The sequence below is a fragment of the Streptomyces sp. NPDC092370 genome, assembly GCF_044755265.1.
Taxonomy (GTDB): Bacteria; Actinomycetota; Actinomycetes; order Streptomycetales; family Streptomycetaceae; genus Streptomyces.
Map to the genome: position 1 here is coordinate 155,142 of NZ_JBIVQO010000013.1, position 20,077 is coordinate 175,218.

Genomic DNA, 20,077 nt, shown 5'->3' on the forward strand with positions numbered 1-20,077 from the left:
GGGCCTGTTGCGCAGAAATGAGGGAAAGTGGCGATCGCCGGGTCGGCGAGCACTATCTGTCGCCCATCAACTCCGGCGAATTCCACGAGGCAGGGATCGTGAGTCGCCTGCGCCACCTGAGCGTTCTTGCAGTCGTCCTTCTCGCCGCATTTCTTACGGCTCTGGACAACAGTGTCGTGCATATCGCGCTGCCGCAGATGCGCGAAGCGCTGGGGTTGAGCGACGCGGACTTGAAGTGGGTGGCGGCCGTCTATCCGCTGGCACTCGCGAGCTTTCTGCTGCTGGGTGGTCAGCTGACCGACGCCATGGGCCGACGCTGGACGCTGCTGACCGGCCTCGCGGTGTTCACTGCGGCGTCTGTGGGCTGCGCCCTGTCCGCCAGCGGAGTGATGCTGGTGTGCTGGCGCGGTTTGCAGGGTCTCGGTGCCGCGTTCATCCTGCCGTCGTCACTGGCGATTCTCTCCCACGATCTGCCACACCGTGCGCGCACCGCGGGATTGGGTGCAACGATGGCGACTCTGGCCTTTGCGCTCGCCTGCGGGCCGGTGATCTCTGGTGTGGTGACGCAGCACCTCGGATGGGAATGGCTGTTCGTCCTCAATGTGCCACTGGGGCTTTCCAGCCTGCTTATCGGTTACGCTACCGTGCCCCGCACCTCAGTTTTTCGTGGTGTCGGCACCCGGCGGGGTTCCACCGCGGTACCGCTTCCAGTAGTCGCGTTGTCCTGTCTCTCTTTCGCGGCCATCGTCTATTCCCTCATCGAAGGACCCACGTACGGGTTCACCGCACCGAGAGTCGTCATCGCCGGCGCCGTTGCCGCGGCGGGAGCAGTGGGAGTCTTCATCGCGATGACATACCGCCCCACTCCTGCTCTGCGGACGCTGTTCGCGGAACGTGCCTTCACGGGGGGACTCATCACCCAGTTGCTGTGGGGCCTGGGAGTGAGCGGCGTGTATTTCTACACCTCCCAGTTCCTGCAGAACGGTCTGCGGCTCAGCCCGACCTCGGCCGGACTGACCTTTGTTCCAGTCGCTTCAGCGCTCCTCTTGACCGCCCCGTTCGTCACCGGACTGACCCGGCGCTGGGGGGACGGCGGAGTGTGCGGCGGGGGTTTGCTGCTGGTGGCTCTCGGGCTGCTGCTGGTGGCGCTGGGCAGCCTGGGGGGCGATCTGGTCGACTTGCTGCCCGGACTGGTGGCCGTCGGTGTGGGATCCGCCCTCGCCCTCCCCCTGACCACCCGGGCCCTGGAATCGTCGCCCGGTCATCTCTCCGGATTCGCAGCGGGCTTGTTCAGTGCCACTCGCGAGCTGTCCGGGGTGTTCGGCATTGCTTTCGTCGGTGCGATCGTGACGTTCGTGCAGCGGGCCTCGGCCTCCGACGGTGTCCCGCCGGTCGATGCGTTCGTGTCCGGATATCAGGTGGGGCTGTGTATCGCCGCCGCACTGGCGGGAGCAGGGGCTCCTGTCGCCGTGTGGGCTCTGCGCCGCCACGTGTGCGGCCGGGAGTGCTGCTGTCGGCCCAGGGCTTCCACGGCCGGCCGGCAGGACTGAGCCCGGCTGGGCACGGGCGGTGGCGGGGCGCAGGGGCTGCCGACCCCGCCTGCGACGGTGTGGTTTCCGGCTACGACTGGTGCCTTTTCATCCCCGCAACTGCGCGGTGCCGGCCAGACGTCCGGCTACGTCACGGTTCGCCACACCCCGGGCGCTCTCCGACCCGTCCAGTACCGCACCGATACACCTCGACCGATGGCAAGGAGGGCTTGCTGATGTCCTCGACGCGCAGCAGGGTGATGCGCTTGTTGACGGGTTCACCGCCCCCGGCGGAGAACTTCACTGTGCCCGCCGCTCCGGAGAAAGGCTGGTTCTCGTGTTTGCGCAGGACCTCCGTGTGGACGGCCACCGGGTCGATCCGCTCCGGCTCCCAGGGTTGGTCGTCGGGGCGCACCCGGACCGTCAGCGTCTCCACGGCGTCCAGCAGCAGCATGGCCGAGTCGTAGGCGAGCCCGACACGCTCTCCCACCGGTTCTCCGCTCCCGTCCTGGCAGCGCGGGGGCGTGAGCAGGCCGTCCACGCCGACCCACTTCAGCAGACTGTGGGCGGCCTGGTCCCTGCCCTGGCGCACACGCTGCCGCAGGGCTTCGCAGCTCGAGAGTGCGCCCTTCGAGACGTAGGTCACGGGAAGGCTGGGCGCGTACTGACGCAGTGACGTGTTGGCCATGTACCGATTGACGGAGTCGTCGGCCACCAGGTGACGCGGCGGGTTGCCGTCACACTTCCTCAGTTCCCGCAGGAAGGAGCTGAACTCGGACCAGCGGCCGGCGAAGAACACCATGCCTCGGTAACCGCACACCTCACGAAGGTCCGTCCCGCTGGCAAACCGCTTCGGTGGCGCTTTGAGGAGGCCTTCCAGGTCATCCTTCAAGTCGTTCAGCAACGTGTTGACGTAGAGATCTTCCTCAAGGCTGGATCCCTGGCCCACGGTGTAGTAGACACGCGCAATTTTCACGCGCAGGACGTTGCGGGCGTACGCGGCGACCATCCGGGACTGGTCCTTGTTCGGCGCCGCCAATTGCAGATACAGCTTGGAGTTTTCGGCGAAGTCGTCTGCGGAGAGGGTCGGGGCCACCACGGGCAGGCCGGCCTCATGGAGTCGTTCAAGCGCCGCGGCCGTGGTGGTCCGGCTCTCCACCAGGCCGACTACCCCCACGACCGGGGCATCGCCCCCAGCGCGTGCGAGGTCCTGCACCATGCCGACCACCGTGGCTGCGTGCTTCATCTGGAAGCCGGCGTTGGCGACGACGATCCGGACCAGGGGCACGGTGTAGTCCGTCGCGGCGGCTTGCAGACCCTGGTACTGGGCGACCGCCAGGCCCTCCAACTCCTCCCGCTCGGCGGCGTAAGCCTCCTCGTTGGCCCGTGTGGGGCGACCGGTCAGCGAGCCGAGGTAGACGAGGGTGACATAGGGCCGGCGCTTCCCGCTCCGCAACCACACGTCGTGCACCTGTTCGTTGTGGGAGAAGATTTTCTCCTGAATGCGGACCAGCTTCTTCTGCCCGGGCTGGTCGTTGAACGTGAAGCTCGCACTGTCGCTGTAGCCGACGCAGTCGCCACCGATTCCGCGCACCGAGACCTGCCCAGCGAAGGGGCGGTGCAGGCAGTCGAGCCCGCCGAGCCGCCCGACGGTCCAGCCGAGGAGGGGTGCGAGAAGGGCGAGGCCCAGCGCAACGGCGACAGTCCTGCTGCGGGCCGGCCACGGCGGTGCGGGCACCTGGATCTGGAGCAAGTCTGCGGTCGGTGCGGCCTCCGTCGTGCCGTCCGCGTCGACCGGTAAGTAGTCGAGGAGCGCGGCCGGGCCCAAGCGGTGCACCGACCTCTCGATGTCCCTGAGGGGAAGGGTGTTCTGCGGCGGCAGGTAGGCAGTGAGGGCAGCAGGCGCCTGCGCGTCACCGGCGCAGACGACCAGCAGGGGATCCCTCTCTGCAGTCTCTCTGCGAACCTCATGGACGAGTTCGAGGAATCGGTGCGCAGGGTTGCCGGGAGCGGCCCCCTCGATCATCACCACCGGACAGGCCGTGCGTCGCCAGCCCTTCATGGCCCAGGGCCGACGGGCGTAGGCCACCCTCAAGTCCTCCAGGAAGGCGTGGACTTGAAGCTTGTCAATCTTGTCGGAGTGCTCCCCGGCGCGGGCTGTGGTGATGAGCCGCTCGGTGAAGGCCAGGAACGAGTCGTTGCTGCGGGCGAGATACGGCTGGCCCAGGAACCATCTGAAAGGGCGCCCGATCCCCGGGAAGCGCCCGGAGAGAGCAGCACGGAAGAACGCCGCGGGGACGGCGTACAGGAGCAGCAGCCACAGCGCGGTGAGCACGAAGCCCTCGGGGGGCTGGAGGCGCTCTTGGCGACCCTCTTCTTGGGCCGAACGTCCGCGGCTTCGCAGACGTGCGGCGATGGCGGCCGGACGCATGTCGGAATCCAGTTCGCCGATCTCGTCCCAGAGTCGGCGGTCCGTCATCCAGGCGACAAGAGTCGAACGCGGGAACAACAGCCGTTCTCCGCCGCTGTGGTTCGCCAGGGCGACGCGCAACTCCTTCAGCATCTCGGGCAGGTTGCCTGCCTCCGTCTTGCCTCGGGGCAGTTGCTCTTGAGAGTTCAGCGCCCTCAGCATCGCGGAACTTCCGCTGCCGCCGATCCAGATCAGCGGAAGACGGCTGCGGCCAGTGCGCCTGACGAGGTGACCGACAAGGCGGAGAAAGCTGTCGCCCTCCCATCTGTCGCCCTGCGGATCCCCGCTGGGAATCGTTGTGCTCTCCCCCTCGCGCCAACGCATACGAGACATGAGTTCCTCCCCCTGAATTCCGGCCGCGTTCCCTGCGCGCCCAGGCGCGTAGTTGTATCAGCCGGGTAGCGCAGACACACGTGTTTCTCAGAGGTTCTTCCCTTGTCAAGGGGACTTTGATCGGGAGACGCATGGCCCGTGCGCAGGTCTGGTGCGGAGGCTGCCTGGGAGGCCGCCGCTCGCGGCACCCACGGGGGTTCGCCTTGTTGTTCAGTGCCCTCACCGAAGGGACCGCGCGGAAGGGAGCCGTTGCCGTGTGCGCCGTGGTGGGCGCGGGTCAGCACCGTCGGTGGGTTGTTCCTGGCGGGAACCTCACCTCGCTGAGTTTCTGGCGCGGGGTGCTCTTCCTCGGCGTCCCTGCCGGGCTTGGTGATCGTGGTGCTCGCGTCGCTCGTGCTGGATGGGGCCCCGGTCACCGCGGCCGCTTCCACCTGCCCGGCGCGCTGCTGGCTGCGCTGGGCGCCGCCTTGCTCGTCTACGGGCTGGTGCATGGCCTGGCGGGGTTGCTTGGGTGGTGGTGTCCGTCCGTGCTCCCATGCCGCCTAGGCGGGGTCGCGGTCGAACAGGGACTTGGACCAGAAGTAGCCGAGGACGGCGAGTCCCAGGCACCAGGCGACGGCGAGCCACCCGTTGTGGCCGATCTCGGTCCCGAGGAGGAGGCCGCGCAGGGTCTCGATGGCGGGGGTGAACGGCTGGTACTCGGCGATCAGCCGGAACCAGCCCGGCATCGCGTCGACCGGGACGAAGGCGCTGGAGATGAGCGGGAGGAAGATCAGCGGCATGGCGTTGTTGCTGGCCGCCTCGGCGTTGGGGCTGGACAGGCCCATGCCGACCGCGATCCAGGTGAGCGCCAGGGAGAACAGCGCGAGCAGCCCGAGTGCCGCGATCCACTCCAGGGCCGTGGCGTCGGTGGAGCGGAACCCGATGGCGAGGCCGACGGCTGCGACGAGGAGCACGCTCATCACGCACTTGAGCACACTGCCGACGACATGCCCGACGAGCACGGACCCGCGGTGGATGGCCATGGTGCGGAACCGGGCGATGATGCCCTCGGTCATGTCCGTGGTGACGGACACGGCCGTGCCGATGGTGGTCGAGCCGATGGTCATCAGCAGGATGCCGGGGACGAGATAGGCGATGTAGTCGGAGCGGTCCGCGCCGCCGCCCCCGATGCCGGCGCTCATGGTGTCGCCGAAGATGTAGACGAAGAGCAGAAGCAGCATGACCGGCGTGAGCAGCAGGTTCAGCGTGAGGGAGGGGTAGCGCCGGGCGTGCAGGAGGTTGCGGCGCAGCATGGTGGCGGAGTCACGCAGGGCGAGGGTCGGGCTGCTCATCGCAGGGCCTCCTTGGGCTGGGTCAGGGCGAAGAAGACGTCGTCGAGGTCGGGGGTGTGCACGGTGAGTTCGTCGGCCTCGATGCCGGCGGTGTCGAGCCGGTCGAGCACGGAGCGCAGGTCGCGCTGGCTGCCGTGGCTGGGCAGGTGCAGGGCGAGGGCCTCGTCGTCGTGGGTGGCTTCGAGCAGGGCGGTGGCGGCGGCGTGGTAGGCGGCGGGGTCGGTGAAGCGCAGCCGGATGTGTCCGCCTGGGACGATCCGCTTCAGCTCGCCGGCGGTGCCCTCGGCGGCGATGCGGCCGTCGTGGAGGACGGCGATGCGGTCGGCGAGTTCGTCGGCCTCCTCCAGGTACTGGGTGGTGAGGAAGACGGTGACCCCGCCGGTGACCAGTTCCCGGATGATCTGCCACATGTTGTGGCGGGAGCGGGGGTCCAGGCCGGTGGTGGGCTCGTCGAGGAAGATGATCCGCGGGTCGCCGACCAGGGTCATGGCGATGTCCAGGCGGCGTTTCATGCCGCCGGAGTAGGTGGAGGCCGGCTTCTTCGCCGCCTCGACCAGGTCGAAACGCTCCAGCAGATCGGCGGTGACCCGGCGGCCCTCGTTGCGGGAGAGGTGGTGCAGGTCCGCCATCAGCAGCATGTTCTCCTCGCCGGTGATCAGACCGTCGACGGCGGAGAATTGGCCGGTGACCCCGATCGCGGCGCGTACGGACTGGGGGTGCGTGGCCGGGTTGTGGCCGCCGATGCGGATCTCACCGGCGTCGGCGCGGATAAGGGTGGAGAGGATCTTCACGGCGGTGGTCTTTCCGGCGCCGTTCGGGCCGAGCAGGGAGAAGACCGTTCCTTCGCCGACGGTCAGGTCGACGCCGTCGAGGACGGTCTTGTCGCCGTAGGACTTGCGCAGTCCGTGCGCCGCGATGGCCAGGCTCGTCATGAGAGTGAGGACTCCTTCGTCACAGGCTGCGGGCGGTGATGTTGCCGTGGGTGGTGGTGGCGTGGATGGTGAGGTTGGTGGTGGGGCCGTTGGTGTTGTTGAGGGAGTTGTGGATGTGGCCGTGGGTGGTGTGGGCGTGGAGGGTGGCGGGGGTTGCGCGGGGGGTGGCGAGGGTGATGTCGCCGTGTTCGGTGTGCAGGGTGAGGGTGCCGTGGGTGGCTTCGGTGATGTTGAGGTCGCCTTTGCGGGTGCTGATGTGGGCGGAGCCGGTGAGGCGGCCGATGGTGATGTCGCCGGTGTGGATGGTCAGGTGGGCGGTTGCGGTTTCGTCGAGTTTGGCGGTGGCTTGTGCTCCTTGGAGGGTCACGTTGCCGAGCTTTCCCACGCCGCGTATTTCGGTGCTGGCGGTTCTGGCTTGGACGTGGGAGCCGGTGGGGAGCTGGATGGTGACGTCGACGGTGCCGGAGGGGCCGAAGTACTGGTTGTTCGCGGGGGTTTCGATGCGCAGGACGGTGTCGTGGTAGTCGATGGTGGTCTGCTGGGCCGTTTTCACGTCCCGGTTCTTGGTGGGGTCGGCGGGCAGTACTTCGATGGTGGTGTCGGTCCGGTCGGCGGCGATGAAGCGGATGCGGCCGGCCGGGATGTTCACGGTGGCTGTGATGGGGGTGTGGGTGTCGAAGGTGGCTGTCGTGCTGTGGGTGGTGTGCATGGTGGGCCTCCTCGGTTCCGGCCGTTTTTCCGACGACAGAAACGCTACGGTGCGTTCACTCATCTAGCAACGATCTCGTTGCGATACGTGGTTAAAAGCGCAGGTCATGGCCGGAGAATCGTTGCACTGGGTCAGAGTTCAATGCAACATTCCACCGCCCTGGTCGTTGCAATGGGGTGGGGGTGAATGCTATGGTGGCACCCTACGGATCTTGAAGGAGGCCGCGGTGCCGGGAGGCAGGCTCACTCAGCAGGAACGTCAGCAGATCGCGGGGGGGCTGGCCGAGGGGCTGCCCTATGCGCAGATCGCCAGGCGCTTGGAGCGCCCGACTTCCACCGTCACGCGTGAGGTGATGCGCAACGGTGGTCCTGCCGCCTACCGTGCCGAGCTGGCGCACCGTGCCGCCGAACGCCGCGCCCGCCGCCGCCGGCAGGCCGTACCCGGGGGAGGGCAGCACACGCCCGAGCAGCCCCACGGACGTGACGCCGAGGCCGTGCGCGAGTATGAGGAGAGCCTCACCACCGTCTTCGTGGCCTCGGGTATGCCCAAGATGATGTCCAGGGTGCTGGTCGGCCTGTACACCACCGACGAGGGCAGCCTCACCGCCGCGGAGCTTGTGCGGCGCCTCATGGTCAGCCCGGCGTCCGTCTCCAAGGCCATCACCTTTCTGGAGGGCCAGGGCATGGTGCGCCGGGAGCGCGACGAACGCCGCCGCGAGCGTTACGTCGTCGACGAAGACGTCTGGTACCAGGCGATGGTCGCCAGCGCCCGCTCCCTCACCCGGGTCGTCGAGGTCTCACAGCAGGGCGTTGGCGTTCTCGGCCCCGGCACTCCGGCCGCCACCCGTCTGGAGAACGCCGCCCGTTTCCTCGACTTCGTCCAGGAGAGCACTCTTCGTGCCGCGGAACAGGCCCGCGCGGTCCTGCACACCACACCCCGAACGGCCTCCGGCGGTAGCGCCGCGCGGCCCTGACCGCCGCCGCGACCGCCCCGCCGCGCGGCCCTGACCCGCCGCCGCGACGGGCGGATGGGAGTCGTGGGGGAGCGGCCGCCGCTTGAGCTCGGTCACCGACCGCCCGGCGGCGAGCGCCGGACCCTGTCGTACCACGGTGCGCTGTACCCGGTCTGCGGCCACCCCGCCCGCCGGCAGCGCCACGTTGGCCGGTGAAACGTGCCCTGGCGGCGTTCCCTTGATCGGTCAGCGAATCCTTCGTGTCGGGCACCGCGAGGGCCAGTGCGATCGGAGCCGTCGTGTGGGTGAAGTACACCAGCAGGTGCCTTGCTGTCAGCCGCGGGAAGGGGTGGTGGCGCGGCGGTGCCCATGTCGGTGTGCCGGTCGTGCCGTGTGTGTCGGTGTCCGTCATGGTGGCGGCCGCTTGCGTGTCGTGTGGGGTCGGGGGCTGCAGGGTGGCGTGCGCCCGGGACGGTGAGATGGCCCAGGTCCTGAACGGTGTACGGGTGCAAGCGGTACGCCTGTGGGGTCCTGCCTGGGGCGATGACGGCGGTGGACCGTGCGTGTGCCCGCTGGCCGGTGCGCGCGGTCTTGATGCGGCGCGGCAGGGGGCCGGCCCGCGGGTGCAGGTGTAGGTGCAGCGGCAGCACGATACCCGGGCTGACCGTCGCCGCCTGCCGCGTTCGTGCCGGAACCGCTGTGGGATCAGTCAGGGCTCTATGGGGTGGCTCCAGCCGCCGTGGGGGCTGGTGTTGGGCGGGGTAGTCGCTGTGGTGCGTGTGGGGCGCGTTGTTGCCGATCGCGGTGTGGAGGTGCTGCCTTGTCGAACCGGCCGGCCCGCTGCGCGGTGGCACGTTCGACGTCGGCGAGGCTGCGCGGGGCTTGCGTGGCTTGGCCGGCTCCATCTTGCACAGGCCAGTGCGGGATGTCATGAGCGCGTGGTCCGGGGGTGTCGAACGGCGGTCCCGGCCGAGGCGTCGGTGCGTGCCTTGAGGAGGGGCGCGGTGAACGCGCGAGACGTGTGTCGACTGCCTGCATCCCCAGGGTGAACCAGCCCCGGCCCGGCGCGAGTTGCGGCGCGGTCGCGGCGTCGCAGCGCCCTGTCGGGGGTGTTCGGGGACGAGCTTGGCCCGGTTGCTGGTCGGGATGTGGCAGGCCGGGTTCGGCGTGGGGCGTCTGGTGTGGTGGGCGTTGAGGGACGCCACGGGCGTTTCGGTGGCCGGCCGGGCCCGGCGGCGAGGGGGGGCGCTGCTGTGAGGATCTGGTTCGCCGCCGCGGCCCGGCGCGTGTCGGCCTGGAGTCGTGTGATGTTCGCGTCCCTGGCCGGAGGTGGCGCCGGGCCGCGGCGTCCCTGGCCGGAGGTGGCGCCGGGCCGCCGGTTCGGCGCCACCTCCGGCCGTGCGCAGTGAGGTCCGCACCGTCTGTCAGGTGCTGATGCTCCCGCTTTGCGGTGGTGGGCTTCGTCGTGGTCTGTTGGTTGGGGCAGGCGGGGTGGGTTTGGGTGTTTTTGTGCGGGGCGTGCTCGTGACGTTCAGCGGGAGGGGGGGGTGGGCGGGTTCAGGTGTTGATGTATTGGGCGAGGTGTTGGCCGGTGAGGGTGGTGGGGTGGGTGGTGAGGTCGGTGGGGGTGCCTTGGAAGACGATCTGGCCGCCGTCGTGGCCGGCGCCGGGGCCCAGGTCGATGATCCAGTCGGCGTGTGCCATGACGGCTTGGTGGTGCTCGATGACGATGAGTGTTTTTCCGGAGTCGACGAGTCGGTCGAGGAGGGTGAGGAGTTGTTCGATGTCGGCGAGGTGGAGGCCGGTGGTGGGTTCGTCGAGGATGTAGATGGCGTTGTTGTCGTGCATGCGGGTGGCGAGTTTCAGTCGTTGGCGTTCGCCGCCGGACAGGGTGTTGAGGGGCTGGCCGAGGGTGAGGTAGCCGAGGCCGACGTCGGTGAGGCGTTGGAGGATTTTGTGTGCTGCGGGGATGGGGGTGGTGCCGGTGGTGAGGAATTCGTCGGCTTCGGTGACGGGCATGGCGAGGACTTGGCTGATGTCGCGGCCGTTGAGGTGGTGCTGGAGGACGGAGGGGTGGAAGCGTTTGCCGTCGCAGTCTTCGCAGGGGTTGGAGACGCCGGCCATGATGCCGAGGTCGGTGTAGATGGTGCCGGTGCCGTTGCAGGTGGGGCAGGCGCCTTCGGAGTTGGCGCTGAACAGTGCGGGTTTGACGCCGTTGGCTTTGGCGAATGCTTTGCGGATCGGGTCGAGCAGTGTGGTGTAGGTGGCGGGGTTGCTGCGGCGTGATCCGCGGATCGGGCTTTGGTCGATGGAGACGACGTTGTGGCCGGGGGGGATGGAGGAGTGGATGAGGGAGCTTTTTCCGGCGCCGGCGACGCCGGTGATGGCGGTGAGGACGCCGAGGGGGATGTCGACGTCGACGTTGCGCAGGTTGTGTGTGCTGGCGCCGCGGATCGGCAGGGTGCCGGTGGGGGTGCGCACGGTGGGCTTGAGGGTGGTGCGGTCATCGAGGTGGCGTCCGGTGACGGTGCCGGAGGCGCGGAGTTTTTCGAGGGTGCCTTCGAAGCAGATGGTGCCGCCCGCGGTGCCGGCGCCGGGGCCGAGGTCGATGATGTGGTCGGCGATGGCGATGGTTTCGGGCCTGTGTTCGACGACGAGGACGGTGTTGCCCTTGTCGCGCAGCCGCAGCAGGAGGCTGTTCATGCGCTGGATGTCGTGGGGGTGCAGGCCGACGGTGGGTTCGTCGAAGATGTAGGTGACGTCGGTGAGTGCGGAGCCGAGGTGGCGGATCATTTTGACGCGTTGTGCCTCGCCGCCGGACAGGGTGGCGCTGGGGCGGTCGAGGGAGAGGTAGCCGAGGCCGATCTCGACGAACGACTCGAGGCTTTGGCGGAGGGCGGCGAGCAGGGGGGCCACGGAGGGTTCGTCCAGGTCGCGGACCCAATGGGCGAGGTCGCGGATCTCCATCGCGCAGGCGTCGGCGATGCTGATCTGCTTGATCTTGCAGGAGCGGGCCGCTTCGGTGAGCCGGGTGCCCTCGCATGCGGGGCAGACGGTGAAGGTCATGGCCCGTTCGACGAACGCGCGCAGGTGCGGCTGCAGCGCGTCGAGGTCTTTGGACAGCATCGACTTGCGGATCTTGGGGATCAGGCCCTCGTAGGTCAGGTTGGTGCCGTCGATTTTGATCTTGGTGGGTTCTTTGTGGAGGAGGTCGTCCAGTTCTTGGTCGCTGTAGGCGCGGATCGGCTTGTCGGGGTCGAAGAGGCCGCAGCCGGTGAGGATGCGGCCGTACCAGCCGTCCATGTTGTAGCCGGGGATGGTGAGCGCGCCCTCGTTGAGGGATTTGGTGGCGTCGTAGAGCTGGGTGAGGTCGATGTCGGAGACGCGGCCGCGGCCTTCGCAGCGGGTGCACATTCCGCCGGTGCGGTTGAAATCGGCGCTGACGGCTTTCTTGCCGCTGCCTTCGACGGTGATGGAGGCGCTTGCCTTGAGTGAGGCGGTGTTGAACGAGAACGCGCTGGGCGGCCCGATGTGCGGGGTGCCGAGCCGGCTGAAGAGGATGCGGAGCATGGCGTTGGCGTCGGTGGCGGTGCCGACGGTGGAGCGCGGGTCGGAGCCCATCCGCTGCTGGTCGACGATGATCGCGGTCGTCAGTCCTTCGAGGACGTCGACCTCGGGCCGTGCCAGGCTGGGCATGAGGGTCTGCACGAACGAGCTGTAGGTCTCGTTGATCATCCGCTGGGACTCGGCGGCGACCGTGCCGAACACCAGGGAGCTCTTGCCCGAGCCGGAGACGCCGGTGAACACCGTCAGGCGGCGTTTGGGGATCTCGACGCTGACGTTCTTGAGGTTGTTCTCGCGTGCGCCGTGCACGCGGATCAGATCGTGGCTGTCGGCGGCGTGCGGCGCGGTGGACGGTGAGGGGGCGGTGTGCGTGTACGGGGGGACCATGCTCGTTGTTCTCCAAGGCTGTTGTGCGGCCCGAGTGGCTGTGCGCTGGGTGTTCTGATCGCCGCTCGCGGGGCCGTTGTCGCGGGGCGGGCCGGTGCCGTCCCCGCCCGTCGGCCCCGGCTCGCGGTCCGCGGGACCGTGAGCCGGGGCCGGGGGCGGGACTCGTCAGCGGCTCAGGTCCCGGAACCTCTTGACCGCCAGCGGGAAGAACACCGCGACGAGGGCCACCGGCCAGGCCACCGCGAGGAGTTCGGCGTGGGTCGCGGCCCAGGAGTCGCCGGCCGCGCCCGGGTTGCCGAACAGGCCGCGCACCGCGGTGGCCGTCGCCGACATCGGGTTCCACTCCACGATCGCGCCCAGCCAGGACGGCATCGACGCGGGCGAGGCGATGGCGTTGGACAGGAAGGCGACCGGCCAGACCAGGATCTGCACCGCCTGCACCATTTCGGGCTTGCCCGCCACCATCGCCAGGTGGATGCCGATCCACAGCATCGCGAACCGCAGCAGCAGCAGCAGTCCCACCGCGCCCAGGAAGGAGGTGAATCCCTCGTGCCAGCGCCAGCCGATCGCGTAGCCGACCGCGATCATCACGGCCAGGCCCACGACCGACTGCAGCATGTCGGCGACGCTGCGCCCGACCAGGACCGCGCCGGAGTTCATCGGCATCGAGCGGAACCGGTCGATGACCCCCTTGCCGAGGTCCTGGGTGACCGAGAGCATCGTCGCCTCGAGGCCGAAGGCCATGGTCATGGTGAGCATGCCGGGCACCAGGTAGGACTTGAAGTCCCCCTCGATGCCCTGTCCGCCGCCGATCAGGTAGCTGAACATCAGCAGCATCATCACCGGGAAGACCAGCCCGACGACCACCTGCACGGGCTGGCGCGCCCAGTGCGCCAGTTCGCGCCGGGTCATCGTCCAGGAGTCGGCCGCCGCCCAGCTCAGCTTCGAACCCGTGCCGTGTGCCGTGCTCACACCGGTCGTGGTCATACCGTGGGTCGCGCTCATGCGGCGTCCTCCTTCGTCAGGTGCATGAAGACCTCGTCCAGGGTCGGCCGGCGCAGCGCGATGTCCTCCGCCTCGATGCCGGCCACCTCCAGGGCCCGCACGGTCTCGGTCAGTGCGGCCATCCGGTTGCTGACCGAGGCGCTGACCATCCGCCGGTCCTCGTCGACCACCACGTCGCCGGACAGCAGGGAGGCGGCGCGGGCCAGATGGGCGGTGTCGTGCAGGACCACGTCGATGCGGTCGCCGCCCGTCTTGCTCTTCAGCTCGTCCGCCGTGCCCTCGGCGATGACCTTCCCGTGGTTGATCACCGCGATCTGGTCGGCGAGCTGGTCGGCCTCCTCCAGGTACTGGGTGGTCAGCAGCACGGTCGTGCCGCCGCCCACCAGGGAGCGCACCGCGTTCCACACCTCCGTGCGGCCGCGGGGGTCGAGCCCGGTCGTGGGCTCGTCCAGGAAGAGCACCTGCGGCCGGGAGATCAAGGACGCCGCCAGGTCCAGCCGCCGCCGCATACCGCCGCTGTACTGCTTGATGGCCTTGTTGCCGGTGTCCGTGAGCCCGAACTGCTCCAGGAGCTCATCGGCCCGGGTGCCGGCGCGGCGCGCGCCGAGGTGGTAGAGGCGGCCGAACATCTCCAGGTTCTGGCGGCCGCTGAGTTCCTCGTCGACGGCGGCGTTCTGGCCGAGCAGCCCGATCCGCGAGCGCACCTCGTCGGCCCGGGTCCTCACGTCGATGCCCGCCACCTCGACACGCCCCTCGTCGTGGCGCAGCAGCGTGGACATGATGCGCACCGCCGTGGTCTTGCCGGCGCCGTTGGGGCCGAGGATCCCCTGGACGGTCCCGGCCCGGACCGTGAGATCGAGACCGTCCAGGGCCTGCTTGTCCTTGTACTTCTTGCGCAGGCCCTCGACGACGATCGCCGGATCGCAGTCAGACAAAACACCCTCCTCCGAGTCAGTGGTGAAACTTGACTAGTGACTTCACCGTAGGGCACCCCGGGCGATTGGTCAAATTTGATTAGAGGGGGGCGCGGTGGGGTTTCGCGGCCGCCGGGACGAGGGCAGGGGTAGCCTAGTCAAAATTAACTAGAGGGGAGATGTGCATGTCATCGATCCGGCTACTGGTTCTCGGCGCGGTCCGCCAGCACGGACGGGCGCACGGCTACCAGGTACGCAACGACCTGGAGTTCTGGGGCGCCCACGAGTGGTCCAACGCCAAGCCGGGCTCGATCTACCACGCGCTCAAGCAGATGGCCAAGCAAGGACTCCTCGTCGCCCACGAGGTCGCGCCGAGCACCGTGGGCGGCCCGCCCCGCGTCGAGTACGAGATCAGCGACAAGGGGACCGAGGAGTACTTCACGCTGCTGCGCGAGGCCCTGAGCTCGCAGGAGCACAAGGCCGACGTGCTCTCGGCCGGCATCGGTTTCATCGTCGACCTGCCGCGGGCCGAGGCCGCCGAGCTCCTCAGGAAGAGGGTCGCGGGGATCGAGCGGTGGCGCTCCGCGGTCACCGGGTACTACCTGCCGCAGGACGGGCCCGAACAGCTCGGGCACATCGGCGAGATCATGAACATGTGGGTGCACTCGGCCGACTGCGGCGCGCAATGGACGCGTGGTCTGATCGAGCGGATCGAAGGCGGCGCGTACGCGTTCGCGGGGGAAGGCGAACCTTTCGTGGGCGTGCTCGCAAAAGATCAGCCGAACCCGTTCGCGACGGGACCGCACCCGGAGGACGACCGTTAGCGGCGGGGCGCGGCGGGGCGCGGCGGGGCGCGGCGGGGGCGCCGGTGCCGGCCCCGGGGCGGGGTACGGGTACGGACGCCGGGTCGCTGATCTCCGACGCCCGCCCGACGCACGCAGAACGCGCCGCCACGGCGGCCTCCTGGCCGGGCGCTACCGGGCGGTGCCCCGCCGGCGGTCCCCGGACCCGAAAGGGAAGGCACCGCAAGGCCCTCGCCGGCATCGGGCGGGACCGGCGGCGGGCGGGACCGGCGGCGAGCGGCTGCCGGGACCAGCCGCACAGGCGTCTTCCGCGGGGGCCGGCCTCGCAGAGGTGAGCGTGCTCCGTGGCCGTGCCGCTGACGCTGGCCCGGCCGGAGCCCGCCCGGCCCCCCTGCTCGCCGCGTGCGGCCCCGGCCGCTGCGCGGACTTCCCCCCTGCCCCCGGCCCCGCCCCCGCACGCGCCGCCCGGCACCTCGCCGCCGGGCAGCGGCGGACCCTCCGCCTCCCCGGCCCCGGCCGCAAGGACACCCGCCCGAAGACCACCTGCGACACCAGCCCCGCCGCACCGGCCCGCGCCGCGCCCCGGTGCCGGCAGGACCAGCCGATGCAACCGGGCGCCGCGGCCGTGCACCCCCGCGGGCCCCCCGGCCCCTGACTGAGCCGCCCGGCCGCAAGCGGCACACGGCCCGGCCGGGGCAGGGCCCTGGTCCTGGAACGGCGTGTGGACCGCCTGCCGGTTTCCGCCGGGCTGCCGCGGCGGACAGCGGCCTTCCCCGGGCGCGGGGAGCCGGCCGGCCCCATCCGGCCGTGGGCGTGCCGACAGATCGCCTTTGTCTGCCCGGAGGATGGAAAAGAAAACGAGCGCCCGGTAAATTCTTCACGCCCGATCAGTTCTGGCCCAAGGGGGATGGCGCCGCTGTGCAGGGGAAACGTCGTATGCGGACGCACGTGGCGGTGATCGGCGGGGGGCCCGTCGGGATGCTCGTGGCGTCCGAACTGGCCGCGTACGGAGTCGACACCGTGCTCCTGGAATCGGAGGCCGGCGTGTCCGGGCGGCCGAAGGCGACCACACTGCACGCGCGGGCGGTGCAGTGCCTGGCCCGCCGGGGCCATCTGCCCGGACCGGCGGCCCCCTACGCCCGCGCCGCGGCCGGCCGCCCCTTCCACTTCGCCGGCCTGCCCGGCCTGGTGATCACGGCTCCCGCCCGGGAACCGGAGCCCATCCTGAAATGCCCCCAGGCGGAGCTCGAAAGACACTTCGAGACGCGGGCCCGGGCGGCGGGGGCACGGATCCTGCGCGGCTACCGGGTGACGGACGTCGTCGAAGAGGACGGCGGCGTGCGGATCGAGGCCGCCGGCCCCCACCGCGTACCGCTCCTGTGCCTCGCCCGGTACGTGGTGGGCGCCGACGGCGCCCGCAGCACGGTCCGCGCACGGGCGGGCATCACCTCCGACACCCGTCCGGCAACGGTGTCCGCCCTGATGGGGGCCGTGACACTCACGGACCCCGACGCGCTGTCCGAGGGCTGGCAGCGCACCCCCCGCGGCTGGATCACGGCCAGACGCGACCCTGAGGGCAGGACACACATCCGCACGCTCAACTGCACCGGGGCGCACCCCGACCGGTTTGCACCGCCCACCCTGGAAGAGCTGCGCCGGGAGGTGTCCTGGATAGCCGGACGGGACATCGCGATGCAGGACCCGCGCTGGCTGGGCAGGTTCAGCGACTTCACCCGGCTGGCCCGGACCTTCCGCGCGGGAGGGATCTTCCTGGCCGGCGACGCGGCGCACGTGCACTTCCCCATCGGCGGGCAGGGCCTGAGCACCGGAGTGCTGGACGCGCTCAACCTGGGCTGGAAGCTGGCGCTCGCGGTGCACGGAGCGGCGGGTGCGGGGCTGCTCGACACCTACGACCCAGAGCGCCGGCCGGTGGCCCAGCGGGTCATCGACAACACACAGGCCCAGCTCGCACTGATGCGGCCGGGACCCGAACTAGACGCCCTGCGGACGCTGTTCAGCGACCTGATGGCAGCCGACCGCGAAGGCGGGCAGCACCTCGGCAACATGATCAGCGCCCAGGACACGGTCCTGTCGGACCACACCGCAGGCCCCGGCCCGACAGGAACGTTCCTTCGCAACGTGGCGCTCACCACGGCGACGGGCGAGACCGACGTGATCACACTGCTGCAGGAGGGCAAGCCCCTGCTGCTGCTGTTCGGCGAGAAGGACAGCGGCCACCGCGACGAGGCGCGCGCGTGGGGCGGGACCCTGAAGGTGGTCCGCGCCCGGGCCGTCGCCGACGTCCCGTACGAGGCGGTGGTGGTACGGCCCGACGGCTACCTGGCGTGGGCGTCGGGCGGCGGCGGCCTGGGCGAGGCGCTGTCGGTGTACTTCGCCAAGGACGTCAGGGCGGGCGTCCCCCACCAAGCCCCGGGCCCTCCCGATCAGCCGGCGGTGCCGAGGCTTTCGGGCACCTCGGCCTCCGCCAGAGCCTCGGCCGCCTTCAGTGCCTCGGCGTAGACCCTGGCTCCCCGGCTCTGGGAGAGGTCGAGCGAGGCGAGGATGGAGGGCGCCACCGCGCTGGGCAGCACATGCCGCATCATCGCGGAGACCCTGCCGGGCAGGTCGCGGTACTCGCAGATGGCCTGGGACATGGACTGGATGCCGGCGAACGAGCCCACGATGACGTCGGCCGTCTCGGCGGGCACGGCGTGGGGGAGCAGTTCGCCCCGCACCTGGGCCTCCTGCAGCAGTCCGCGGCCGACCCCGGCCCAGCGCAGGAACGGACCGCTGCGGTCGAGGTCCTCCGCCAACTGGTCCATCGTCAGCCGGACACCGGCGCGGACCATCGGGTCGGTCTGCAGGCGATGGGCATGCAGCATCACGATGTCCACGACCTCCTGCACCTTGGACACGCGCGGCGGCACCATGATCCTCTGGTCCTGCTCGGCCAGCACGGCCTGGGCCAGGTCTTCCTTCGACGTGAAGTGGAAGTACAAGGCGCCCTTGGTCGTCCTCGCCTCCCTGAGGATCTGGGAGATCGTGGCCGCTTTGTACCCGTGCTCCTCGAAGATCTTGGCCGCCGCCGAAAGGATCGTCCTGCGTGTGCGGATGGCTCGGACCTGCTCAGCCACTTCGCCTCCTCCCTCCTCAGCGTCGTCGGGCGCCGAGGCTCCAAAGAAACCGCCCAGTTCGTATCTTACGGCTCCACGAACCCGCTCCTTACCGGGCGGCACAAGCCAGTTCACGAAGGGAACCCATGATTCTCGTCACCGGCGCCACCGGGACCGTGGGACGGGAGGTGGTGCGCCGGCTCCCCGCCGGGCCGGCGGTGCGCATCATGGCCAGGGACCCCGGACGGGTCCCGTCCGCGGCGCACAGAGCCGAGGTCGTCCGCGGGGACTTCACCGATCCGGCGTCGCTGGCGGGCGCCCTGAAAGGGGTGAGCAGCGTGTTCCTCGTGAGCAGCCACATCGGTGACGACGACGCGCGCTTCCTCGAGACCGCCCGCACGGCGGGCGTACGGCACGTGGTCAAGCTGTCCGCGGCCGCGGTCGCCGACAGCGGCGCCCAGGACCTGATCACCCGGTGGCAGCGGCGCAACGAGGATCTGCTGCGCGCCTGCGCACTGGAGTGGACCCTGCTGCGCCCCCGGTCGTTCATGTCCAATGCCCTTTCCTGGGCGGCGTCCATCCGCTCCGACGGTGTGGTGCGGGCTCTGCACGGGGCGTCCGCCAACTCCTGCGTCGATCCGCGCGACATCGCCGAGGTGGCCGTGCGCGCGCTCACCGAGGAAGGACACACCGGCCAGGTCCACACCCTGACCGGGCCGCAGGCGGTTACGGCGGTCGAACAGACCGCCGTGCTCGCCGAGTTGCTCGGCCGTCCGCTGCGCTGTGAGGAACTGGATCCGCAGCAGGCGCGCACCGTGCTGCGCAAGCGCTATCCGCCCCTCGTCGTGGAGGCGCTGCTGGAAAGCGCGCAGCGCCAGCGCGAGGGCGCCAAAGCCCGGGTGGTAAGGGCGATCCCGGTGCTCCTCGGCCGGCCCGCGGGTTCCTTCCGGGGATGGGCGAAGGATCACCTGGCGGCTTTCGCGGGCGGGTGAGGGCGCTCACCGCTCGTGCCGCCCGGCGCTCACGGTGCAGCCGAAGACCTCAGCGCCGTCCTGGACAGCGCTCACCAGGACGGTCTCCTGCCCCGCGGCGGCGACACCGGACAGCCGGCGGGCCTCGATCGCGCAGGGTCTGCCCAGCTCGGTGTACCGCTTGAACTCGCTGGTGATGCTGAGGGGGAGGTAGCAGGGGCGTCCCAGCGCCGATGCCGTGGCCTGGCGGGCCGCCTCGATCAACACCATGCCCGGCACGTGGTCGACCGCGTGCTCGAAGAGGACGGGATGCCGGGTGTCCGTCCGCAGCAGCCAGCGGTTGCGCTCGCCGGTGGGGGACAGGACGACGTCCATGGGCGACACGCGCCCCACGCTGTGCGGGGCCGCCGCACTGATCGGCGGCAGCCGGTGCAGGCCACGGGCGAGCCCGTGCTCGCCGCGCACCCGCCGGTAGACCTGCGGCGCCATGCACGAGAAGGACCCGCCTCCCGTGGCGACGACGTCTCCCTCACGGTGGAACACCGCCTCGAAGCGCAGACGGGACAGGTTCTCACCCCGCCGCTCGATCTTCGTGCACGTGATGTCGATGCTGAGTGCCGCGGGCTCGTACCCCACCCGCAGGTGCTGCGGCCGGACGGCCAGGCCGAGGTCCCAGACGATGAACTGATGGCCGAACGGCACGCCGAACTCGGCGTGCCCCAGCAGGAGGCCGATCTGACGGAGTGTCTCGCAGCCGATGAGCGGGTCGTGGTAGCCGCCGGCGACCGGAGTGAAGAAACAGTGGCCGCGGGGCCACTGCGCGCTTATGACGAAGCGGGTGTCGTCCACTCGCCTCCAGCCGGTGAGCAGGACCTCCGCGACGGCGGACCGGTGCACCAACTCCCTGGGGACGGTGCTGGTCAAAGTCATGGGTGCGAAGCCGCCGCGCCTGCCCCCGAAAGCTGCGCGACCCCTTCCCGTATCCGCATCGAAGGCCGCCGGCTCGACTTGAAACGCGCTCGCAGGCACTGCTCCCCCTGGGCTGGTGCGAGATGTGCTCG

At 69.9% G+C, this 20,077-nt stretch carries 14 protein-coding genes; 5 read left to right on the top strand and 9 right to left on the bottom strand.

Features of this window, described 5'->3' with window-relative positions; genetic code table 11:
- The first annotated feature begins 17 nt into the window (after positions 1-17).
- Positions 18-1,550, top strand: coding sequence for an MFS transporter (locus tag ACIQHQ_RS31375; RefSeq protein ID WP_402618304.1), 1,533 nt, complete (start codon positions 18-20; stop codon positions 1,548-1,550).
- A gap of 130 nt (positions 1,551-1,680) precedes the next feature.
- Here the strand turns inward: ACIQHQ_RS31375 and ACIQHQ_RS31380 are convergent, their stop codons facing one another.
- The 4 genes from ACIQHQ_RS31380 to ACIQHQ_RS31395 all read right to left on the bottom strand — a co-directional run bounded on the left by ACIQHQ_RS31380 (position 1,681) and on the right by ACIQHQ_RS31395 (position 7,307).
- Complete coding sequence (locus ACIQHQ_RS31380; protein ID WP_402618307.1) at positions 1,681-4,161, bottom strand: hypothetical protein; 2,481 nt, start codon at positions 4,159-4,161, stop codon at positions 1,681-1,683.
- 713 nt (positions 4,162-4,874) lie between these two features.
- Positions 4,875-5,666: an ABC transporter permease gene (locus tag ACIQHQ_RS31385; RefSeq protein WP_402618309.1), complete on the bottom strand. Its 792-nt coding sequence runs from the start codon at positions 5,664-5,666 to the stop codon at positions 4,875-4,877.
- Positions 5,663-6,598: an ABC transporter ATP-binding protein gene (locus ACIQHQ_RS31390; RefSeq protein ID WP_402618312.1), complete on the bottom strand. Its 936-nt coding sequence runs from the start codon at positions 6,596-6,598 to the stop codon at positions 5,663-5,665. Before ACIQHQ_RS31390 ends, ACIQHQ_RS31385 begins: the two co-directional genes overlap by 4 nt.
- A gap of 19 nt (positions 6,599-6,617) precedes the next feature.
- Complete coding sequence (locus tag ACIQHQ_RS31395; RefSeq protein WP_402618316.1) at positions 6,618-7,307, bottom strand: DUF4097 family beta strand repeat-containing protein; 690 nt, start codon at positions 7,305-7,307, stop codon at positions 6,618-6,620.
- Between the two features lie 226 nt (positions 7,308-7,533).
- Here ACIQHQ_RS31395 and ACIQHQ_RS31400 point away from each other — a divergent pair, with 226 nt between their 5' ends.
- Positions 7,534-8,280: a helix-turn-helix domain-containing protein gene (locus ACIQHQ_RS31400; RefSeq protein ID WP_402618319.1), complete on the top strand. Its 747-nt coding sequence runs from the start codon at positions 7,534-7,536 to the stop codon at positions 8,278-8,280.
- Between the two features lie 1,536 nt (positions 8,281-9,816).
- On the opposite strand, the gene ACIQHQ_RS31405 is transcribed toward ACIQHQ_RS31400, so the two are convergent.
- From ACIQHQ_RS31405 to ACIQHQ_RS31415, 3 genes are all read right to left on the bottom strand, one after another.
- Positions 9,817-12,210, bottom strand: coding sequence for an ATP-binding cassette domain-containing protein (locus ACIQHQ_RS31405; protein WP_402618322.1), 2,394 nt, complete (start codon positions 12,208-12,210; stop codon positions 9,817-9,819).
- Positions 12,211-12,375: 165 nt separating this feature from the next.
- Positions 12,376-13,215, bottom strand: coding sequence for an ABC transporter permease (locus ACIQHQ_RS31410; RefSeq protein WP_402618325.1), 840 nt, complete (start codon positions 13,213-13,215; stop codon positions 12,376-12,378).
- Positions 13,212-14,150 carry an ATP-binding cassette domain-containing protein gene (locus tag ACIQHQ_RS31415; RefSeq protein ID WP_402618328.1) on the bottom strand — a complete coding sequence of 313 codons (939 nt, stop codon included), beginning with the start codon at positions 14,148-14,150 and terminating at the stop codon, positions 13,212-13,214. Before ACIQHQ_RS31415 ends, ACIQHQ_RS31410 begins: the two co-directional genes overlap by 4 nt.
- A gap of 164 nt (positions 14,151-14,314) precedes the next feature.
- Between ACIQHQ_RS31415 and ACIQHQ_RS31420 the strand changes: the two genes are divergently transcribed.
- Positions 14,315-14,953: a PadR family transcriptional regulator gene (locus tag ACIQHQ_RS31420; RefSeq protein ID WP_402618331.1), complete on the top strand. Its 639-nt coding sequence runs from the start codon at positions 14,315-14,317 to the stop codon at positions 14,951-14,953.
- Between the two features lie 915 nt (positions 14,954-15,868).
- On the top strand, positions 15,869-17,452 hold the full coding sequence (locus tag ACIQHQ_RS31425) for an FAD-dependent monooxygenase (protein ID WP_402618334.1): 1,584 nt from the start codon (positions 15,869-15,871) through the stop codon (positions 17,450-17,452).
- Here the strand turns inward: ACIQHQ_RS31425 and ACIQHQ_RS31430 are convergent.
- Positions 17,377-18,066, bottom strand: coding sequence for a ScbR family autoregulator-binding transcription factor (locus ACIQHQ_RS31430; protein WP_402618336.1), 690 nt, complete (start codon positions 18,064-18,066; stop codon positions 17,377-17,379). The two genes, ACIQHQ_RS31425 and ACIQHQ_RS31430, sit on opposite strands and share 76 nt — an antisense overlap.
- Positions 18,067-18,191: 125 nt before the next feature.
- Between ACIQHQ_RS31430 and ACIQHQ_RS31435 the strand changes: the two genes are divergently transcribed.
- Positions 18,192-19,037 carry an NAD(P)H-binding protein gene (locus tag ACIQHQ_RS31435; RefSeq protein WP_402618338.1) on the top strand — a complete coding sequence of 282 codons (846 nt, stop codon included), beginning with the start codon at positions 18,192-18,194 and terminating at the stop codon, positions 19,035-19,037.
- Between the two features lie 6 nt (positions 19,038-19,043).
- Here the strand turns inward: ACIQHQ_RS31435 and ACIQHQ_RS31440 are convergent, their stop codons facing one another.
- The gene (locus tag ACIQHQ_RS31440; protein WP_402618341.1) at positions 19,044-19,946 is read right to left on the bottom strand and encodes a ScbA/BarX family gamma-butyrolactone biosynthesis protein; all 903 of its coding nucleotides are present in this window, start codon (positions 19,944-19,946) and stop codon (positions 19,044-19,046) included.
- Positions 19,947-20,077: the final 131 nt, after the last annotated feature.